The following is a 17,292-nucleotide window of genomic DNA, read 5'->3' as shown; positions in this document are numbered from 1 at the left end:
GGGGTGGAAAACCCCCTTGGCCTAGAGTGCCGCCTGGACCCGGTGTCCGGGGGCATAGACCAACCGCACCCAGGTGATCGGCACCTCACCGCGGGTTTCGCGGTCGAGCGCCAGCAGCGCGTCGCCTTCTTTGCAGCCCAGTGCGCGGGCCAGTTCCGCTGTCGCTGGCACCGCGTGGAACGCCAGTGTCCCTTCGGCAAAGCTGACGTTGCCGACCAGCCATTCATTGGCGCTGAGTGTCTCGAAGCTCACATCCCCGACCACCGCCGGGTTCAGCCAGCGGTCTTCGAGGCAAAAGCCCGCGCCATCCGCCGTGTGCAGCGCTGTGACATGGCGCAGCGGGCCGTCGCCCATTGCGGCGCGGACCTCGGCCGGAGCGTCCTCCACGATGTCCCCCAGCAACCGGTAGCCGGGCACCTGACCGCGTGCCTCGATATCCTGACGGATGATCGCGATGCTGAAGGTCGCCTTGCGCACCGGCGTCAGCGGCACGCGTGTGCCCCCCTTGCGGCGGCGTTCGAGCAGCCCGGCCTCCGCCAGATCGCGCAGCGCGCGGTTTACCGTGGCGCGCGCGCAGCCCAGTTCCTCGGCCAGCGCCGCCTCGTCGGGGATGCGGTCGCCCGGGGCCCAGAGGCGCGCGCGGATGCGCCGCAGCGCCTCGTCGCGCACCTCTTGCCAGCCGGTTCCACCGCTCATCACACCGCCTTCAACCGCCGCAACACCGCCCGGTAGCCCGTCTCGATCTCTGCCCGCGCCACATGCCGCCCGGCTTGAACCACATGCCGCCCGCCAGACCACACGTCCCGCACTGCCCGGTCGTCGCCCGCAAAGATCCACGCATCGAGCAGCGCATCGCCCGCGCGTCCCTCAAGGTCAACCCCGCCCGTGTCCAGCGCCAGCAGATCCGCCAGCGCGCCCTCGCGCAGCGCCCCCGCATCGCGCCCTGCCGCCTGCGCTCCCCCTTGCGCCGCGCCCTCCAGCAACACCCGCCCGGTCGAGTGTTCCGCCGTCGCCAGCGCCGCCCGTGTATGGTCGCGCAGGCGTTGCGAATGGTCCAGAACGCGCAGCTCCTCATTCAGCGTGATGCGGATGTTGCTGTCCGAGCCGATGCCGAAGCGCCCGCCCGCCTGACCCCAGGCCACGCCGTCAAAGATCCCGTCGCCCAGCGAACTTTCGGTGATCGGGCACAGCCCCGCCACAGCGCCGGTCGCCGCCAGCGCCACAGTCTCGGCCCGCTGCATCTGCGTACAATGGATCAGGCACCAGCGCGCATCGACCTGCGCATTGCCCAGTAACCATTCCACTGGCCGCGCGCCATGAAACGCTTGAACTTCCTCGACTTCGGCGATCTGCTCGGCCAGATGCATGTGCAGCGGCGCGCCGGGGCGCAGCTGTACGCAGCCCGCCAGTTGCTCGGGCGTCACCGCGCGCAACGAATGCGGCGCGATGCCCAGAACCGCGTCGCCGGGCAGGGCGCGCAGCGCCGCCTCGGCCCCCTCGATCAGCCGCGCGAACCCGTCCAGATCATTGCCAAACCGCACCTGACCCGGCCCCAGCGCGCGCCCGTCGCAGCCGCCCTGACTGTAGAGCACGGGCAGCAGCGTCAGCCCGATCCCGGTCTGCTGCGCGGCGGCCACGATGCGCGCCGCCATCTCGGCCCGCTCGGCATAGGCCACGCCACCGGGGGCATGGTGCAGATAGTGGAATTCAACCGAGGCGCCATAGCCCGCCTCCAGCATCTCCATCTGCACAAGGGCGGTGATCGCCTGCACGTCGTCCGGTGTCAGCTGGTCCAGAAACCGGAACATCAACTGTCGCCATGTCCAGAAACTGTCGTGCGCCGAAGGCCCGCGCCGCTCGGTCATCCCCGCCATGGCGCGCTGAAAGGCGTGCGAGTGCAGGTTGGCTGGCGCTGGCAGCAGCGCGCCCAGCCGTTGGTGGCCGGGCGCCGGGGCCACGCCGGTCTCGATCCGCGCGATGCGGGGGCCGTCCAGCGTGACGGCGACGTCGCGCGCCCAGCCTGTGCTCAGAAGCGCCTGTTCGGCCCAAAGTCGGCTCATGCGGATTCTCCGTTGACGGCGTTATTAAGTATATACATATTATCCGCATCCCTGACGGAGTCGCAAGATGGAATCGCCAGACCTGATCCTCACCAACGCCCGCCTCGCCCCCGGCTTTGATGACCCGCGCGGTGCTGTGGCGATCGGTGGCGGGCGCATTCTGTATGCGGGGCCCGAGGCCGGACTGACGCTGGACGGCCCGCGCCGTGACCTTGGCGGGCGGCTGGTGACGCCCGGCCTGATCGACTGCCACACCCATCTGGTCCATGGCGGCGACCGCGCGCGCGAATTCGCTCTGCGGCTTGAGGGGGCCAGCTATGAGGCGATTGCGCGGGCAGGGGGCGGCATCGTCTCCACCGTTTCCGCGACCCGCACGGCCAGCGAGGATGCGCTTTATGCACAGGCCGAACCGCGCCTGAAGGCGCTGCTGGCTGAAGGGGTGACAACTGTGGAAATCAAGTCCGGTTACGGGCTTGATACTGATACAGAACTGAAAATGTTGCGCGTTGCCAGAGCGTTGGGTGACCGCCTGCCGGTCCGCGTGCTCACTACGTTCCTCGGCGCTCATGCTTTGCCGGAAAGCCATAAGGAAAAGCCAGACGTTTATTTGTCTGACATATGTATCCCCGCTTTGCGCGCCGCTCATGCCCAGGGCCTCGTCGATGCCGTCGACGGCTTTTGCGAGGGTATCGCCTTCACCCCGGAACAAATCGCCCGCGTATTTGATGTCGCGCTTGAACTCGGCCTGCCCGTCAAACTCCACGCCGAGCAGCTATCCCACCTCGGCGGCACCGCGCTCGCCGCGCGTTACAAGGCGCTCAGCGCCGATCATGTCGAATACGCCACCGATGCCGACGCCCGCCTGATGGCGGCCTCGGGCACCGTCGCCGTCCTGCTCCCCGGTGCCTTTTACACCCTGCGTGAAACCCAAGTGCCGCCCGTCGCCGCCTTCCGCGCCCACGGCGTCCCGATGGCCGTCGCCACCGACGCCAACCCCGGCACCTCGCCGCTGACCTCGCTGCTGATGGCGATGAACATGGCCTGTACGCTGTTCCGCCTGACCACCGACGAGGCCCTGCGCGGGACCACCGAACACGCCGCCCGCGCGCTGGGGCTTGCCGATACCGGCCGCCTCAAACCAGGCCTGCGCGCCGATCTGGCCGTCTGGGACGTCCGCGATCCGGCTGAACTGGCCTACCGCATCGGCTTCAACCCGCTTCACACCCGTTTTCTGGAAGGCCGCGAATGCTGACCCTGACCCCCGGCGCCACCACGCTCGCCCAGCTCGAAACCCTGTTCCGCCAAGGCCTTCCCGCCCGCCTGTCCGACGACTGCCGCGCGCCCGTTGCCGCCGCCCACGCGCAGATTCAAGCCGCCGCGCAAGGTGAGGCTGCGGTTTACGGCGTCAACACCGGCTTTGGCAAACTCGCCTCGGTCAAGATCGCCGCGCGCGACACCGCCACCTTGCAGCGCAACCTGATCCTCAGCCATTGCTGCGGCGTGGGCGAGCCGCTTGATCCCGCCACAACCCGCCTGATGATGGCGCTCAAGCTGCTCAGCCTTGGCCGTGGCGCCTCGGGTGTCCGCTGGGAGGTCATCGCGCAAATCGAAGCGCTGCTGGCCCACGGCATCACGCCCGTCGTCCCGTCGCAAGGCTCGGTCGGCGCGTCGGGCGACCTCGCGCCGCTCGCGCATATGACCGCCGTGATGATCGGCGCGGGCGAGGCGCTGGTGGGTGGCCAGCGCATGAACGCCGCGCAAGCCCTTGAAAGGGCAGGGATCGCGCCACTGACCCTTGGCCCGAAAGAGGGACTCGCCCTGATCAACGGCACGCAATTCTCCACCGCGTTGGCGCTGACCGGCCTCTTTGACGCCTGGCGTCTCGCGCGCGGCGCGCTGCTCACCGGCTGTTTGTCGACCGACGCGATCATGGGCTCGACCGCGCCGCTGCAAGAGGCGATCCACGCTCTGCGCGGCCACCGCGGCCAGATCGAGGTTGCCGCCACGATGCGCGCTCTGATGGCCGGCTCGGTGATCCGCGAAAGCCACCGCGACGGCGACACCCGCGTGCAGGACCCGTACTGCATCCGCTGCCAGCCGCAGGTTCTGGGTGCGTCCATCGATCTGCTGCGCTTCGCCGCGACCACGCTTGAGACCGAAGCCAACGCCGTCACCGACAACCCCATCGTCACACCAGAGGGCATTCTGTCCGGTGGTAACTTCCACGCCGAACCCGTTGCTTTCGCTGCCGATATCATCGCTCTGGCTCTGGCCGAGATTGGCGCGATTGCTCAGCGCCGCGTCGCGCTGATGGTGGACCCGACGCTCAGCCACGACCTGCCGCCCTTCCTGACGCCCGAACCGGGCCTGAACTCGGGCTACATGATCGCCGAAGTGACCACCGCCGCTTTGATGAGTGAAAACAAGCACCTTGCGAACCCTTGTTCAACCGATTCCACCCCTACTTCGGCCAATCAGGAGGACCACGTCAGCATGGCCGCCCATGGTGCACGGCGGCTGGGCCGGATGACCGCGAACCTGTCAGTTATTCTGGGGGTCGAGGCGCTGTGTGCCGCGCAAGGCATCCACTACCGCGCCCCCCTGACCACCGCGCCGCGCCTCGCTCAAGCAATCGACGCCCTGCGCACCCATGTCCCGCCACTGGCCGCCGACCGCTACCTCGCGCCAGAGATCGAGACCGCCGCGTCCCTGATCCGCACCGACGCATTGGCGCAGGCCGCCGGGCTGGAGTTTGAACTGTGAGCCCGGTCGAGGTTTTTGAAGGCGACAGCCCGCTGATCCTTGGCCTGCCGCACACCGGCACCGATCTGCCGCCTGAGATCTTCGCAAAGCTGACACCGCGCGGTCAGCTGCTGGCCGACACGGATTGGCATATTCATACGCTCTATGAAGGGCTTATACCCGGCGCCACCACCGTGCGCGCCACCTTCCACCGCTATGTCATCGACGCCAACCGCCCACCCGACGGCGAAAGCCTGTACCCCGGCCAGAACACCACCGGGCTGGTGCCGCTGACCGATTTCGACGGCGAGCCACTGTGGATTTCAGCGCCGGATTCCGCCGAAATCGATGCGCGCCGACGGGCGTATCATGGCCCGTATCACGCGGCGCTGGCAGCGCAGGTGGAACGGGTCAAGGCGCTGCATGGGATGGCGATCTTGTATGACTGCCACTCGATCCGCTCGCGCATCCCATTCCTGTTTGACGGCGTGCTGCCAGACTTCAACATCGGCACCGTGGGTGGCACCTCCTGCGATCCGATGATCGAGTCTCTGGTTGCGGATCATTGCATTGAAGCAATGGGTTACACCTCAATCCTCAATGGCCGCTTCAAGGGTGGCTGGACCACGCGCCACTACGGCCAGCCTGCGCAGGGCGTTCATGCGATCCAGATGGAACTGGCCCAGTCCACCCATCTTACGACCGAAACGCCGCCCTTTGCCTATGACCCCGCCAAGGCCGAGGCCCTGCGCCGCCACCTGCGCGCGATCCTTGGCGATCTTGTCGCTCTCGCTCCCAAACTTCGCGCCGCAACGCGCTGAACTTACGAGGTTTCCCTATGACCAACCCCCGCCACAACACCCGCGACATCTTTGCCCCGACCGGCCCCGAGATCACCGCCAAATCATGGCAGACCGAGGCCGCGATGCGGATGTTGATGAACAACCTGCACCCGGACGTGGCCGAGAACCCGCATGAGCTGGTGGTTTATGGCGGGATCGGGCGGGCGGCACGGACGTGGAAGGATTTCGATCAGATCGTCAGCAGCCTGAAAACGCTCGAGAATGACCAGACCCTGCTGGTGCAGTCCGGCAAGCCGGTCGGCGTGTTCCAGACCCATGCGGACGCGCCGCGCGTGCTGATCGCCAACTCGAACCTCGTGCCGCATTGGGCGACCTGGGACCATTTCAATGCCCTCGATAAGAAGGGGTTGATGATGTATGGCCAGATGACCGCCGGATCGTGGATTTACATTGGAACCCAAGGCATTGTGCAGGGAACTTACGAGACCTTTGCCGAGGCCGGACGCCAGCATTTCGGCGGCGATCTGACCGGCAAATGGATCCTGACCGCCGGGCTGGGCGGCATGGGCGGCGCGCAACCACTGGCGGCAGTGATGGCCGGGGCCTGCTGTCTGGCGGTGGAATGCGACGAGACCCGCGCCGATTTCCGCATCCGCACGCGCTATTGCGACGCCAAGGCGCATACGCTGGACGAAGCGCTGGCGCTGATTGCCGGCTGGACCGCCAAGGGTGAGGCAAAATCGGTCGCCCTGATCGGCAATGCCGCCGATGTCTTCCCCGAGCTGGTGCGGCGGATGAAAGCGGGCGAGGTGCGGCCGGATATCGTTACCGATCAGACCTCGGCCCACGATCCTGTCCATGGATACCTTCCGCAGGGCTGGAGCGTGGCCGAGTGGCGCGCAAAGCAGGAAAGCGACCCCAAGGCAGTGGAACGCGCGGCACGGGCGAGCATGAAACTGCAGGTCGCGGCGATGGTGGATTTCTGGAATGCCGGCGTTCCGACGCTGGATTATGGCAACAATATCCGTCAGGTAGCATTGGATGAGGGGCTTGAGGACGCCTTTGCTTTCCCGGGTTTCGTCCCCGCCTATATCCGCCCGTTGTTCTGCAAGGGCATCGGGCCGTTCCGCTGGGTGGCGCTGTCGGGCGACCCCGAGGATATCGCCAAGACCGATGCCAAGATGAAGGAACTCTTTCCCGACAACACCCATCTGCACCGCTGGCTGGACATGGCCGCCGACCGGATCGCGTTTCAGGGCCTGCCCGCACGGATCTGCTGGATCGGGCTGGGGGACCGGCACCGGGCGGGCCTCGCGTTCAACGAGATGGTGCGCAAGGGCGAGCTGAAAGCGCCGGTGGTGATCGGGCGGGACCATCTGGACAGTGGCTCGGTCGCGTCGCCCAACCGCGAGACCGAGGCGATGCAGGACGGCTCGGACGCGGTGTCGGACTGGCCGCTGCTGAACGCGCTGCTCAACACCGCCTCGGGTGCGACCTGGGTGTCGCTGCATCATGGCGGCGGGGTCGGCATGGGGTTCTCGCAGCACTCGGGCATGGTGATCGTGTGCGACGGGACGGCGGATGCCGACCGGCGGCTGGCGCGGGTGTTGTGGAACGATCCGGCGACCGGGGTGATGCGGCACGCGGATGCGGGGTATGAGATCGCGCTGGATTGCGCGCGGGAGCATCAGTTGGAGTTGCCGGGGATCTTGTGAGGGCAGGTGCGGGGGGCTGCCGCCCCCCGGGCCCCCTGCTTCAAGGAGGGTACACGTACCCTCCTTGAAAATCCTCCCGTGGATATTTTCGGACAGAAAATGCGCTAAAGCGTGACGACGACATTGCCGCGTTTGTGGCCGGTTGAGGCGAGCTGGTGCGCCTGTTGGATGTCGGTCAGCGGTAGGGTTGTGATCGGTGGCCGGTAGCCTTGGGCGTGGTAGGCCAGCGCGCGCGTGAGGGCGGCGGGGGATTCCTTTGTGACGCCTGCGAGAAGCTGGTGCGTTCCGCGCCGTGGACGCAGGTTCGCGCCGAGCTGGCCCTTCAGGTCTGCGGTGATCAGGGCAAAGCGGCCACCATCGGCCAGCAGCGGTTTGGCGCGGGAATAGGGCAGGGTGCCTGCCACATCGAGTATCACGTCATAGGGGCCATCGGGCAGCGGGCGGGCATAATCGGCGGTGAGGTCGGCGCCGTAGCTACGCACGAAATCGTGGTTGGCGGGGGAGCAGACGGCGGTAACCTGCGCGCCCTCGTGCTTGGCCAACCAGACGGCGGCGATGCCGACAGCACCGCTGGCACCGTTGATCAGCACGCGGTCCCCGGGTTGCAGCTTTGCCTGATCGAGGAGGAAATCGGCGGCGGTGAGCAGGCCGAAGAAATACCCGGCGGCCTCTTCGGGCGTCAGCGTTTCGGGGCGGCTGGTCAGCCGGCCGTCTGCGGGCACGGCGCAATACTCGGCCCCCGCGCTCAGGCGCATGCCCGGCGTGATGCCCATCACCGCATCGCCTATTGACCAGCCGGTGACACCGTCGCCCACAGCCGCCACGACACCGGCAAACTCACGCCCCTGGATGGGTCGGCGCGGGCGGGTCAGGCCGAAGATCAGCCGCATCAACAGGCCCATGCCGCGGGGTACGTCAAGACCGCGGATGCGGGCATCACCGCGGGTGACGCCAAAGGCGGCGGTCTCGATCAGCAGCTGCCCCGGTCCGGCCACCGGGCGCGGCAGGGTTTCGATCGCCATGACCTCGGGCCCGCCATAGCGGCGGGCGGTGGCGGCGCGCATGGTTTCAGTCGACATAGGTAAACACCTCCTCCAGTGGGCGCTCAAAGGCGCGCGCGATGCGAAACGCCAGATCCAGCGTGGGCGCGTATTTGCCCGCCTCAAGCGCGTGGATCGTCTGGCGGGTGACGCCGACGCGCTCGGCCAGTGCCTTTTGCGTCATCTCGCCCGCGTCGAAGCGCAGGCGGCGAATGGTATTGGTGATTTGCGCCACGCTTCAGTCCCCCAGCCCGTAGCGAAGCAGTTTGGCGGCATTGCCGCTCAGATCGCCCAGGGCGAAGGCGCCCAGCATCAGGTTCAGCGCCAGAAAGGCGCTTGCCCCCCAGGCCAGAGCCGCAAGCGCCGCGACGAAACCGGCCGAGATGACAATCGCCGTCACCTTCCAGCCCCAGCCGGTAATCATGCGGTCCCGCTCGTCGACCAGATCGTCGAATTTGGCGCGGGTGGTGGCGTGATAGGCGACGGCCAGCAGGACGGTAACCACGATGCTGACCGCGATGGAGGCGGGGATCATCCACAGGACCTGACGCGCCCACTGGGTTAACCCCTCGGGGCCGTCGAAGGCGCCGGCGGCGTGGCGGGTGGTGATCAGCCAGGCGAAGAGCGCCACCACGATCAGGGACGAGACGAGTTCAGCGATAATGCTGCGTTGGGTGAAGGACATGGGAGCGCCTTTGGTGTCGAATCAATGCGACTTTAAGTACTATCTGGCGTACATAATGTAAAGTGAAGCGTACACAACACAGCCGTGATCCCGTCCCCCCTTGACCAGACCGGGCTTTCAACCGACTTTGCGCACGCCTTGCGCAGAGCCCTGCGCCCCCTCGCCGGAAATCCCGTCTCATGAGTGCCAAGACCCCGCCCTTCGCCGCCTTCGAATGGACGATCGCCTGGCGCTATCTGCGCGCCCGCCGGGCCGAGGGCGGTGTCAGTGTGATGACCGTGATCTCGCTGGTCGGGGTCGCGCTGGCGGTGTTTGCGCTGATCGCGACGCTCGCGGTGCGCTCGGGCTTCCGGTCGGAATTTGTCGACACGATCCTGGGCTCGAACGCCCATGCGACGGTGTATTATTCGACCAGCGTGACCGAGAACGGCCAGACCAGCCGCACCATCGACGACTTCGCCGATCTGGCCGAGCGGCTGGCGGCGGTGCCCGGCGTCATCGGCACGGCGCCTCTGGTCAAGGGGCAGGTCATGGCCACCAACGATGGCCGCAACGCGGGGGTCGAGGTATTCGGCATCCGCTATGACGACTTGCTGGCCATCCCCCGGATCGCCCATTCCGACCGCGCGCGCGGCGACATCACCCGCTTTGACGAGGGTATCGCCATTGGTGAGGGTGTCGCGCGCGAGCTGCAGGCGTCGGTCGGCGACCGCATCCGCATCATCTCGCCCGAGGGGGCGCGCACGGCGTTTGGCACCTCGCCGCGGGTGAATGCCTATGAGGTGGTCTATATCTTCAGCGCCGGGCGCTATGATATTGATCGCACACGGGTTTATCTGCCTTTCACCGAAGCCCAGAGCTTTTTCAACCGCGACGGCGTGGCGGATGAGATCGAGGTGATGCTGGAGCGTCCCGAGAACGTCGAGGAGATGGTCTATCCGCTGATGCAGGCCGCAGGCCCGCGTGCGATGGTCTGGACGTGGCGCGACAGCGCCGGGTCGTTCCTGCGCGCGCTGGATATCGAGGATAATGTGATGTTCATCATCCTGTCCATTCTGGTGCTGATCGCTGCAATGAACATCATTTCCGGGCTGATCATGCTGGTGAAGAACAAGGGCCGCGACATCGGCATCCTGCGCACGATGGGGCTGTCCGAAGGCTCGATCCTGCGGGTGTTTTTCCTGTGCGGCTCGCTGGTGGGTGTGGTTGGCACCGGCATTGGCGTGATCGCCGGGTGTCTGTTTGCGCTCTATATTGATCCGATCTTTGGTTTCGTGAATTACCTTTCGGGCGGCGGTGTCTGGGATGCGTCGATCCGGGGGATCTATGCGCTGCCGGCGGAGCTGAGGCTGGTCGATGTGCTCAAGGCGGTGTCGCTGTCGCTGGGTCTGTCCTTTATTGTCACCATCTTCCCGGCCCGTCGCGCGGCACGGATGAACCCGGTCGAGGCGCTGCGCTATGAGTGAGACAACGCTGGTCCTCGACGGGATCTCGAAAAGTTACAAAGGCACTGTGGGCGGGCCGGTGACGGTGCTCAAGGAAGCCTCGATCACGCTGAAGCGCGGCGAGGTGGTGGCGCTGGTCGCGCCTTCGGGGGCGGGGAAATCGACGCTGCTGCATATCGCGGGGCTGCTGGACACCTGCGATGCCGGGCGGGTGGTGATCAATGGCACCGATTTGACCAAGCTGGGCGACAACGCCCGCACGGCGGCGCGGCGGCAGCAGGTCGGGTTCATCTATCAGTTCCACCATCTGCTCCCCGAATTCACCGCCGCCGAGAACATCATCCTGCCGCAGCTGGCCAATGGTGTGCCCAAGGCCCAAGCCCGCGACCGCGCCGCCGACCTTCTGGCCCGCGTTGGCCTGTCACCGCGCGCAGGGCACCGGCCCGCGCAGATGTCTGGCGGCGAGCAGCAGCGCGTGGCCTTCTGCCGGGCGATGGCCAACCAGCCCAGCGTTCTGCTGGCCGATGAACCGACAGGTAATCTGGATCCTGACACCTCGGACCAGGTGTTCAGCGTGTTGATGGAGCTTGTGCGCGACACCGGGCTGTCGGCGCTGATCGCCACGCATAACCTGCAACTGGCTGCCAAAATGGACCGCGTTCTGCGGCTGGATGCAGGCAGAATTGTCACGGCGCAGGCGTAGTTAAGCGAAAAACCGCCTGAAATCTTGACTCATCCCCCTGTGATTACCGAACTGGACCCAGGCGCTGCCACGCCGTCTTGAGTTCCAGTCTTCAACCGGGGGGTTGATATGAAGTTAATTTTGCAGGCCGTTTTCGCGGCCAGTGTCTTTTTCGCGCCGATTTCCGCCAAAGCCGAAGCCATCGTTGCCCGCGTCAGCGTCGAGGCGCAAACGATGCATGTCTATATCGACGGCATGCTGCGCTATGAATGGCCGGTGTCCACGGCGCGGTCGGGCAAGTACACACCGCGTGGCGAATGGACGCCGCAATGGCTGTCGCGCTGGCACCGCTCGTCGCTCTACAACAACGCGCCGATGCCCTACGCCATCTTCTACAGCGGCGACTATGCCATCCACGCCACCGACGCCGTCAGCCGTCTGGGCCGCCCGGCCAGCGCTGGCTGCGTGCGCCTGCATCCCGACAACGCATCGTTGCTGTTTGCGATGGTGCAGGAGCAGGGGATGGAGAACATGCGCGTGGTCGTCGTGGACTGAGGTTTGAGCCTCGATTGCAACAGGCCCGCGTCCCTGATCTCGGGCCTGATCTGGGGCCCGATCTGGGGTTCGCCTTTTTGCTCTACCCAAGGTTTCGCGGTTTCCCTATAGTCCAAGTGGATTTGCTGACACCCACCCCGAGGGAGAGTTCATGCGCTGCCCGTTCTGCGGAAACGTCGATACCCAGGTCAAAGACTCCCGTCCCGCCGAGGACCATGTGTCAATCCGCAGGCGGCGGTTTTGCCCGGCCTGTGGCGGACGCTTCACCACGTATGAGCGCGTGCAACTGCGCGATCTGGTGGTGGTGAAATCCTCGGGCAAGCGCGAACCGTTTGATCGTGACAAGCTGGAACGCTCGATCCGCATCGCGATGCAGAAGCGGCCGATTGAGCCGGAACGCACCGAGCAGATGATATCCGGCATCGTGCGACGGCTGGAAAGCATGGGCGATACCGACATCCCCAGCCGGGTGATCGGCGAGATCGTCATGGAGACGTTGGCGCGTATCGACACCGTGTCCTACGTGCGCTTTGCCAGCGTCTACAAGAATTTCCAGGCGGCGGATGATTTTGACAAGTTCGTTTCGGAACTGCGTCCGCCGATCCTGAACGAGGATTGAGGGGCAAGGGGGGCCTTCTGCCCCCCTCTTCGGCTGACGCCGAATTCACCCCCCGAGCGTATTTTGAGCAAGATGAAGAGGCGCGGTTATGAGCGAGACCGATCGCAGATTCATGCGTATGGCCCTGTCGCTGGCGGCGCGCGGGCTGGGCACTGTCTGGCCCAATCCGGCGGTGGGTTGCGTGATCGTCAAGGACGGGATCGTCTTGGGGCGTGGCTGGACGCAGCCCGGCGGGCGGCCGCATGCCGAAGTGCGCGCGCTGATGCAGGCAGGGGGCGCGGCGCAAGGGGCGACGGTCTATGTGACGCTTGAGCCCTGCGCGCATCACGGGGTGACTCCGCCCTGTGCCGAGGCGCTGATTGCCGCCGGGGTGGCGCGGGTGGTGAGTGCCTTGACCGACCCGGACCCGCGCGTGGCGGGGCGCGGCCATGCGATGCTGCGTGCAGCCGGGATAGGGGTGACCGAGGGTGTGGAAGAGGCGGCAGCACGGCAGGCGAATGCCGGGTTTCTGAGCCGGGTGACGCAGGGCCGCCCGGTGGTGACGCTGAAGCTGGCGCTGACGCTGGATGCGCGGATCGCCACGGTGACCGGCGTCTCGCGCTGGATTACCGGGCCCGAGGCGCGTCGGCGAGTGCATCTGATGCGCGCCAATCACGATGCGGTGCTGGTCGGCGCGGGGACGGCGCGTGCGGACGACCCCGACTTGCGCATCCGCGATCTGGGCATCGAGCGCCAACCGGTGCGGGTGATTGCGGACAGCCGTCTGGGCCTGTCGCCCGACAGCCGTCTGGGGCGCAGCGCCGCCGACAGCCCGGTCTGGATCCTGCATGGCCCGCAAGTGCCCATCGGCGCGCGCGCGGCATGGGTCGAGCGGGGGGCCGACCTGATCGTCTGCCAGATCGATGCGATGGGCCGGATCGACATCACCGATGCGCTGACCCAACTGGGCGCGCGCGGGCTGACGCGGGTGCTGTGCGAAGGCGGGGGCGGTCTGGCGGCATCTTTGGTGCGCGCAGGGCTTGTGGACGAGCTGGCGGTGTTCAGCGCGGGCCGGCTGTTTGGCGCGGATGGCACGGCGGGGCTGGCCTCACTTGGCGTCACCCAGATCGGTGCCGCCGAGTGGAAACTGCTCAAATCCGAGCCCGTAGGGGACGATTTGCTGCACCAATGGCGCCGGGTTGAGCCCGTCGTCTGACCGCGCGGCCGTTGAAAACGTTAACCTTTTGTTAACTCATTCCCAAAAGCGCCCAAGTCGGCGCAAACTTGTGCCACACTGGCCGGTCAAGGATACGGCATGGGAGTGTTACAGGATGTTGAATTTTCCATCCGTTGGTACCAGATATGTTTGTGAACGGGATCGCCCGCACCCATCCCTAGGGGCAACACGGGCGACTGAAACGAGTTGAGGTCAGGTATGACGAACCCAATCAAAGCCTACGCAGTCCTGCCGCTGCGCGATATGGTCGTGTTTCCGCACATGATCGTGCCGCTGTTTGTCGGTCGCGACAAGTCGGTGCGCGCGCTGGAAACCGTGATGCGCGATGACCAGCAGATCCTGCTGGTGGCCCAGCGTGATCACGCCGCTGAAGATCCGGGCGCGGATGGCATGTATGAGGTTGGCGTTCTGGCCAATGTCCTGCAACTGCTCAAGCTGCCCGATGGCACGGTCAAAGTGCTGGTCGAGGGGAAAACCCGCGTCAAGATCGGCAGCTTCGTCGAGAATGAAAACCATTTCGAGGCCGAGGCCGAGGTGCTTGAGGACGCTTTGGGCGACGCCGATGTTGTCGAGGCGCTGACCCGCGCGGTGTCCGACGATTTCGAGCGTTACGCCAAGATCAAGCGCAACATCCCTGAAGAAGCGCTGACCGCCATCTCGGATGCCGGCGAGCCTGCCCGTCTGGCCGATCTGGCCGCCGGTCATCTGGGCGTCGAAGTTCCGCGCAAGCAGGAACTGCTGGAAACGCTCACCGTCGCCGAGCGGCTGGAAAAGATCTATGGGCTGATGGAGGGCGAGATTTCCGTCCTTCAGGTCGAGCGCAAGATCAAGAGCCGCGTGAAATCGCAGATGGAGCGCACCCAGCGCGAATATTATCTGAATGAGCAGATGAAGGCCATTCAGAAGGAGCTGGGCGAGGGCGAGGATGGCGCGAACGAACTGACCGAGCTGGAAGACCGCATCAAGACCACCAAGTTCTCGAAAGAGGCGCGCGAAAAGGCCGAGGCCGAGCTCAAAAAGCTTAAGTCGATGTCGCCGATGTCGGCGGAAGCCACGGTTGTGCGCAACTATCTGGACTGGCTGCTGGCCCTGCCATGGGGTGTGAAAAGCCGCGTCAAGAAAGACCTGAACCGGGCGCAGATGGTGCTCGATCAGGACCACTACAGCCTTGAGAAGGTCAAGGAGCGCATCGTCGAGTATCTCGCCGTGCAGTCGCGCTCGGCCAAGCTGAAGGGGCCGATCCTGTGCCTCGTCGGGCCTCCGGGCGTGGGGAAAACCTCGCTCGGTCGGTCGGTGGCGAAAGCCACGGGGCGCGAATTCATCCGCATCAGCCTCGGCGGCGTGCGTGACGAATCCGAGATCCGCGGCCACCGTCGCACCTATATCGGTTCGATGCCCGGCAAGATCATTCAGGCGCTGAAGAAGGCGAAAACGACCAACCCGCTGATCCTGCTCGATGAAATCGACAAGATGGGGCAGGATTTCCGCGGCGATCCGGCCAGCGCGATGCTCGAGGTGCTCGACCCCGAACAGAACGCGACCTTCACCGACCACTATCTTGAGGTCGAGTATGACCTGAGCGACGTGATGTTCATCACCACGGCGAACAGCTACAACATGCCCGGGCCGCTTCTGGATCGGATGGAGATCATCCCGCTCTCGGGCTACACCGAGGACGAGAAGGCCGAAATCGCCCGCCGTCACCTGATGCCCAAGGCGATCAAGAATCACGGGCTGCGCAAATCCGAACTCAGCGTGTCCGATGACGCGCTGACGGCGATCCTGCGCCACTATACCCGCGAGGCCGGGGTGCGGAACTTTGAGCGTGAGCTGAGCAAGATCGCGCGCAAGGCCGTCACCCGGATCGTGCGCAAGCAAGAGAAAACGGTCGAAGTCACGGCTGAGAACCTGTCGGACTATCTGGGCGTCGAGCGGCACCGCTATGGCCTGGCCGAGAAAACCGATCAGGTCGGCGTGGTTACCGGGCTGGCCTGGACGCAGGTGGGCGGCGATCTGTTGCAGATCGAAGCGCTCAAGCTGCCGGGCAAGGGCCGGATGAAAACGACCGGGAAACTGGGCGATGTGATGAAGGAATCCATCGACGCGGCGTCCAGCTATGTGCGCTCGATCAGCCCGCAGATCGGCGTCAAACCGACGATGTTCGAATCGATGGACATCCACGTCCACGTCCCGGACGGCGCCACGCCCAAGGACGGACCCTCGGCGGGTCTGGCCATGGTCACGGCCATCGTCTCGGTGCTGACCGGCATCCCGGTGCGCAAGGACATCGCCATGACCGGCGAGGTCACGCTGCGCGGCAACGCCAGCGCTATCGGCGGCTTGAAGGAAAAGCTGCTGGCGGCGCTGCGGGGCGGCATCACCAAGGTGCTGATCCCGATCGAGAACGCGAAAGATCTGCCCGAGATCCCCGACAACGTGAAAGCGGGTCTGGAAATCGTGCCGGTCAGCCACGTCAGCGAAGTGCTGCAGCACGCCCTGGTGCGTCAGCCCGAGCCGATCGAGTGGGATGAAGCCGCCGAGGAAGCAGCCCAGGCCGACCGCATGGCGCATGCCCGCGCCCACGGCAGCGGTGCTACCGCGCATTGAGCTGACCAGAACTCTGGGAATGCCCGCCTCCGCGACGTCGGGGGCGGGCTTTTTCATGCGCCGCGCTGCCCGCCACCGGGCCGCGCGGCGTTGGTTGCAGCAGGCTCTCTGATGTCAGGACAATTTGGTGACCCAACCCGTGAAAACCCTCTTGAGCCTGCCCGCGTGAGCAGCTAAAGACGCGCACGGGGGCGATTAGCTCAGCGGTAGAGCGCTTCGTTCACATCGAAGATGTCAGGGGTTCAAATCCCTTATCGCCCACCATTCCCCTTCTTTGTTTTACCTGCTCAGCCTGCGGGCGCTTGCCGCGCGGGGTAGGGTGCGCTTCAGCGCACCAATCTCGCCAAGGTGCGCTGAAGCGCACCCTACCGCCGCGAAACCGGCAGCCCCTTTTGATGACCTCTTGCACGCTGCGTGATGCGCGCTACGCTCGGCGCAAACACAGCAAAAGGGCAGGGTCATGGTCACGATTTACGGGGTGCTGCGGTCACGGGCGACGCGGCCCATCTGGCTGATGAAAGAACTGGGCGAAGCCTTCGAGCACGTCCCGGTCATTCAGGCGTACCGCCTGTCCGACCCGCAGGCGGCTGATGCGCCCTTCAACACCGCCTCGCCGGCGTTTCTGGCGATCAACCCGCAAAGCCAGATCCCGGCGATGACCGATGGCGATCTTGTGCTGACCGAATCCATGGCCATCGCGCTCTATCTGGCGCGCAAATACGGTGGGCCGCTGGCCCCGGCCTCGCTGGCGGAAGAGGGTGAGGCGTTGCAATGGGGCTTTGCCGCGATCTCGGCGATCGAAGGCCCCGCGCTCGACATCCTCTATACCTACGCTGCCAAGGAGCAGGAAACGGCAGAAGGGCAGGCCAAACTTGCAGCGCTGTGTCAAGCACTGGCGCGACCGATGGCCCGGCTCAACACGCATCTCTCGGCCCATCCCTATCTCATCGGCGACCGCTTCACCGTGGCCGATATCATGGTGGCCGAATGCGTGCGCTACGTGCAGCCGCACGGTCCGGCCATGGCACCCTATCAAGCGGTGCAGACATGGATCGACCGCCTGCATGCCCGCCCGGCCTTTGCGCAGATGATGGCCGAGCGCAACGCCGAGCCGATGTAGCCC

General features: G+C 65.6%; 16 protein-coding genes and 1 tRNA gene. 12 read left to right on the top strand and 5 right to left on the bottom strand.

Annotated features, from left to right (window positions below; translation table 11 throughout):
- Positions 1-21: 21 nt before the first annotated feature.
- Together EAE28_RS00715 and EAE28_RS00710 are read right to left on the bottom strand one after the other, a co-directional pair.
- Positions 22-696: a GntR family transcriptional regulator gene (locus EAE28_RS00715; RefSeq protein ID WP_127103905.1), complete on the bottom strand. Its 675-nt coding sequence runs from the start codon at positions 694-696 to the stop codon at positions 22-24.
- Positions 696-2,060, bottom strand: a complete 1,365-nt coding sequence (locus tag EAE28_RS00710) for a formimidoylglutamate deiminase (RefSeq protein ID WP_127103904.1) — start codon at positions 2,058-2,060, stop codon at positions 696-698. Before EAE28_RS00710 ends, EAE28_RS00715 begins: the two co-directional genes overlap by 1 nt.
- 82 nt (positions 2,061-2,142) lie before the next feature.
- On the opposite strand from EAE28_RS00710, the gene hutI reads away from it, so the two are divergent.
- The 4 genes from hutI to hutU are packed head-to-tail and all read left to right on the top strand — an operon-like array spanning position 2,143 to position 7,320.
- Positions 2,143-3,312 carry an imidazolonepropionase gene (hutI, locus tag EAE28_RS00705; RefSeq protein WP_425466757.1) on the top strand — a complete coding sequence of 390 codons (1,170 nt, stop codon included), beginning with the start codon at positions 2,143-2,145 and terminating at the stop codon, positions 3,310-3,312.
- On the top strand, positions 3,306-4,823 hold the full coding sequence (hutH, locus tag EAE28_RS00700; protein WP_127103902.1) for a histidine ammonia-lyase: 1,518 nt from the start codon (positions 3,306-3,308) through the stop codon (positions 4,821-4,823). Before hutI ends, hutH begins: the two co-directional genes overlap by 7 nt.
- A complete protein-coding gene (gene hutG, locus EAE28_RS00695) occupies positions 4,820-5,623 on the top strand; it encodes an N-formylglutamate deformylase (protein WP_127103901.1) in 804 nt (267 codons plus the stop codon). The genes hutH and hutG overlap by 4 nt, the downstream gene beginning before the upstream one ends.
- 17 nt (positions 5,624-5,640) lie before the next feature.
- Positions 5,641-7,320: a urocanate hydratase gene (hutU, locus tag EAE28_RS00690; protein ID WP_127103900.1), complete on the top strand. Its 1,680-nt coding sequence runs from the start codon at positions 5,641-5,643 to the stop codon at positions 7,318-7,320.
- Positions 7,321-7,424: 104 nt separating this feature from the next.
- On the opposite strand, the gene EAE28_RS00685 is transcribed toward hutU, so the two are convergent.
- Genes EAE28_RS00685 through EAE28_RS00675 form a run of 3 tightly spaced genes read right to left on the bottom strand, consistent with a single transcriptional unit; the run spans position 7,425 to position 9,045 of the window.
- Positions 7,425-8,399 carry an NAD(P)-dependent alcohol dehydrogenase gene (locus EAE28_RS00685; RefSeq protein ID WP_127103899.1) on the bottom strand — a complete coding sequence of 325 codons (975 nt, stop codon included), beginning with the start codon at positions 8,397-8,399 and terminating at the stop codon, positions 7,425-7,427.
- Positions 8,389-8,595 carry a helix-turn-helix transcriptional regulator gene (locus tag EAE28_RS00680; protein ID WP_127103898.1) on the bottom strand — a complete coding sequence of 69 codons (207 nt, stop codon included), beginning with the start codon at positions 8,593-8,595 and terminating at the stop codon, positions 8,389-8,391. The genes EAE28_RS00685 and EAE28_RS00680 overlap by 11 nt, the downstream gene beginning before the upstream one ends.
- A 3-nt stretch (positions 8,596-8,598) precedes the next feature.
- Positions 8,599-9,045, bottom strand: a complete 447-nt coding sequence (locus EAE28_RS00675) for a hypothetical protein (RefSeq protein WP_127103897.1) — start codon at positions 9,043-9,045, stop codon at positions 8,599-8,601.
- Between the two features lie 179 nt (positions 9,046-9,224).
- Here EAE28_RS00675 and EAE28_RS00670 point away from each other — a divergent pair, with 179 nt between their 5' ends.
- The 8 genes from EAE28_RS00670 to EAE28_RS00635 all read left to right on the top strand — a co-directional run bounded on the left by EAE28_RS00670 (position 9,225) and on the right by EAE28_RS00635 (position 17,289).
- Positions 9,225-10,511, top strand: coding sequence for a lipoprotein-releasing ABC transporter permease subunit (locus tag EAE28_RS00670; protein WP_127103896.1), 1,287 nt, complete (start codon positions 9,225-9,227; stop codon positions 10,509-10,511).
- Positions 10,504-11,193 (top strand): ABC transporter ATP-binding protein, encoded by a 690-nt coding sequence (locus EAE28_RS00665; protein ID WP_127103895.1) that lies wholly within the window; start codon positions 10,504-10,506, stop codon positions 11,191-11,193. The genes EAE28_RS00670 and EAE28_RS00665 overlap by 8 nt, the downstream gene beginning before the upstream one ends.
- 108 nt (positions 11,194-11,301) lie before the next feature.
- Positions 11,302-11,727 (top strand): L,D-transpeptidase, encoded by a 426-nt coding sequence (locus tag EAE28_RS00660; protein WP_127103894.1) that lies wholly within the window; start codon positions 11,302-11,304, stop codon positions 11,725-11,727.
- Between the two features lie 151 nt (positions 11,728-11,878).
- Positions 11,879-12,346, top strand: a complete 468-nt coding sequence (gene nrdR / locus EAE28_RS00655; protein WP_127103893.1) for a transcriptional regulator NrdR — start codon at positions 11,879-11,881, stop codon at positions 12,344-12,346.
- 112 nt (positions 12,347-12,458) lie between these two features.
- Complete coding sequence (gene ribD / locus EAE28_RS00650; protein WP_425466756.1) at positions 12,459-13,541, top strand: bifunctional diaminohydroxyphosphoribosylaminopyrimidine deaminase/5-amino-6-(5-phosphoribosylamino)uracil reductase RibD; 1,083 nt, start codon at positions 12,459-12,461, stop codon at positions 13,539-13,541.
- Positions 13,542-13,760: 219 nt separating this feature from the next.
- Positions 13,761-16,169 carry an endopeptidase La gene (lon, locus tag EAE28_RS00645; protein ID WP_127103891.1) on the top strand — a complete coding sequence of 803 codons (2,409 nt, stop codon included), beginning with the start codon at positions 13,761-13,763 and terminating at the stop codon, positions 16,167-16,169.
- A 189-nt stretch (positions 16,170-16,358) separates the two neighbouring features.
- Positions 16,359-16,433 (top strand) — tRNA-Val (locus EAE28_RS00640).
- A gap of 196 nt (positions 16,434-16,629) precedes the next feature.
- Positions 16,630-17,289 carry a glutathione S-transferase family protein gene (locus EAE28_RS00635; RefSeq protein ID WP_127103890.1) on the top strand — a complete coding sequence of 220 codons (660 nt, stop codon included), beginning with the start codon at positions 16,630-16,632 and terminating at the stop codon, positions 17,287-17,289.
- The last annotated feature ends 3 nt before the right edge of the window (positions 17,290-17,292 follow it).

It is taken from the genome of Pararhodobacter zhoushanensis (assembly GCF_003990445.1).
GTDB lineage: Bacteria > Pseudomonadota > Alphaproteobacteria > Rhodobacterales > Rhodobacteraceae > Pararhodobacter > Pararhodobacter zhoushanensis.
Note: the sequence above shows the minus strand (reverse complement) of the source record. Positions and strands in the feature narration are given on the sequence as shown.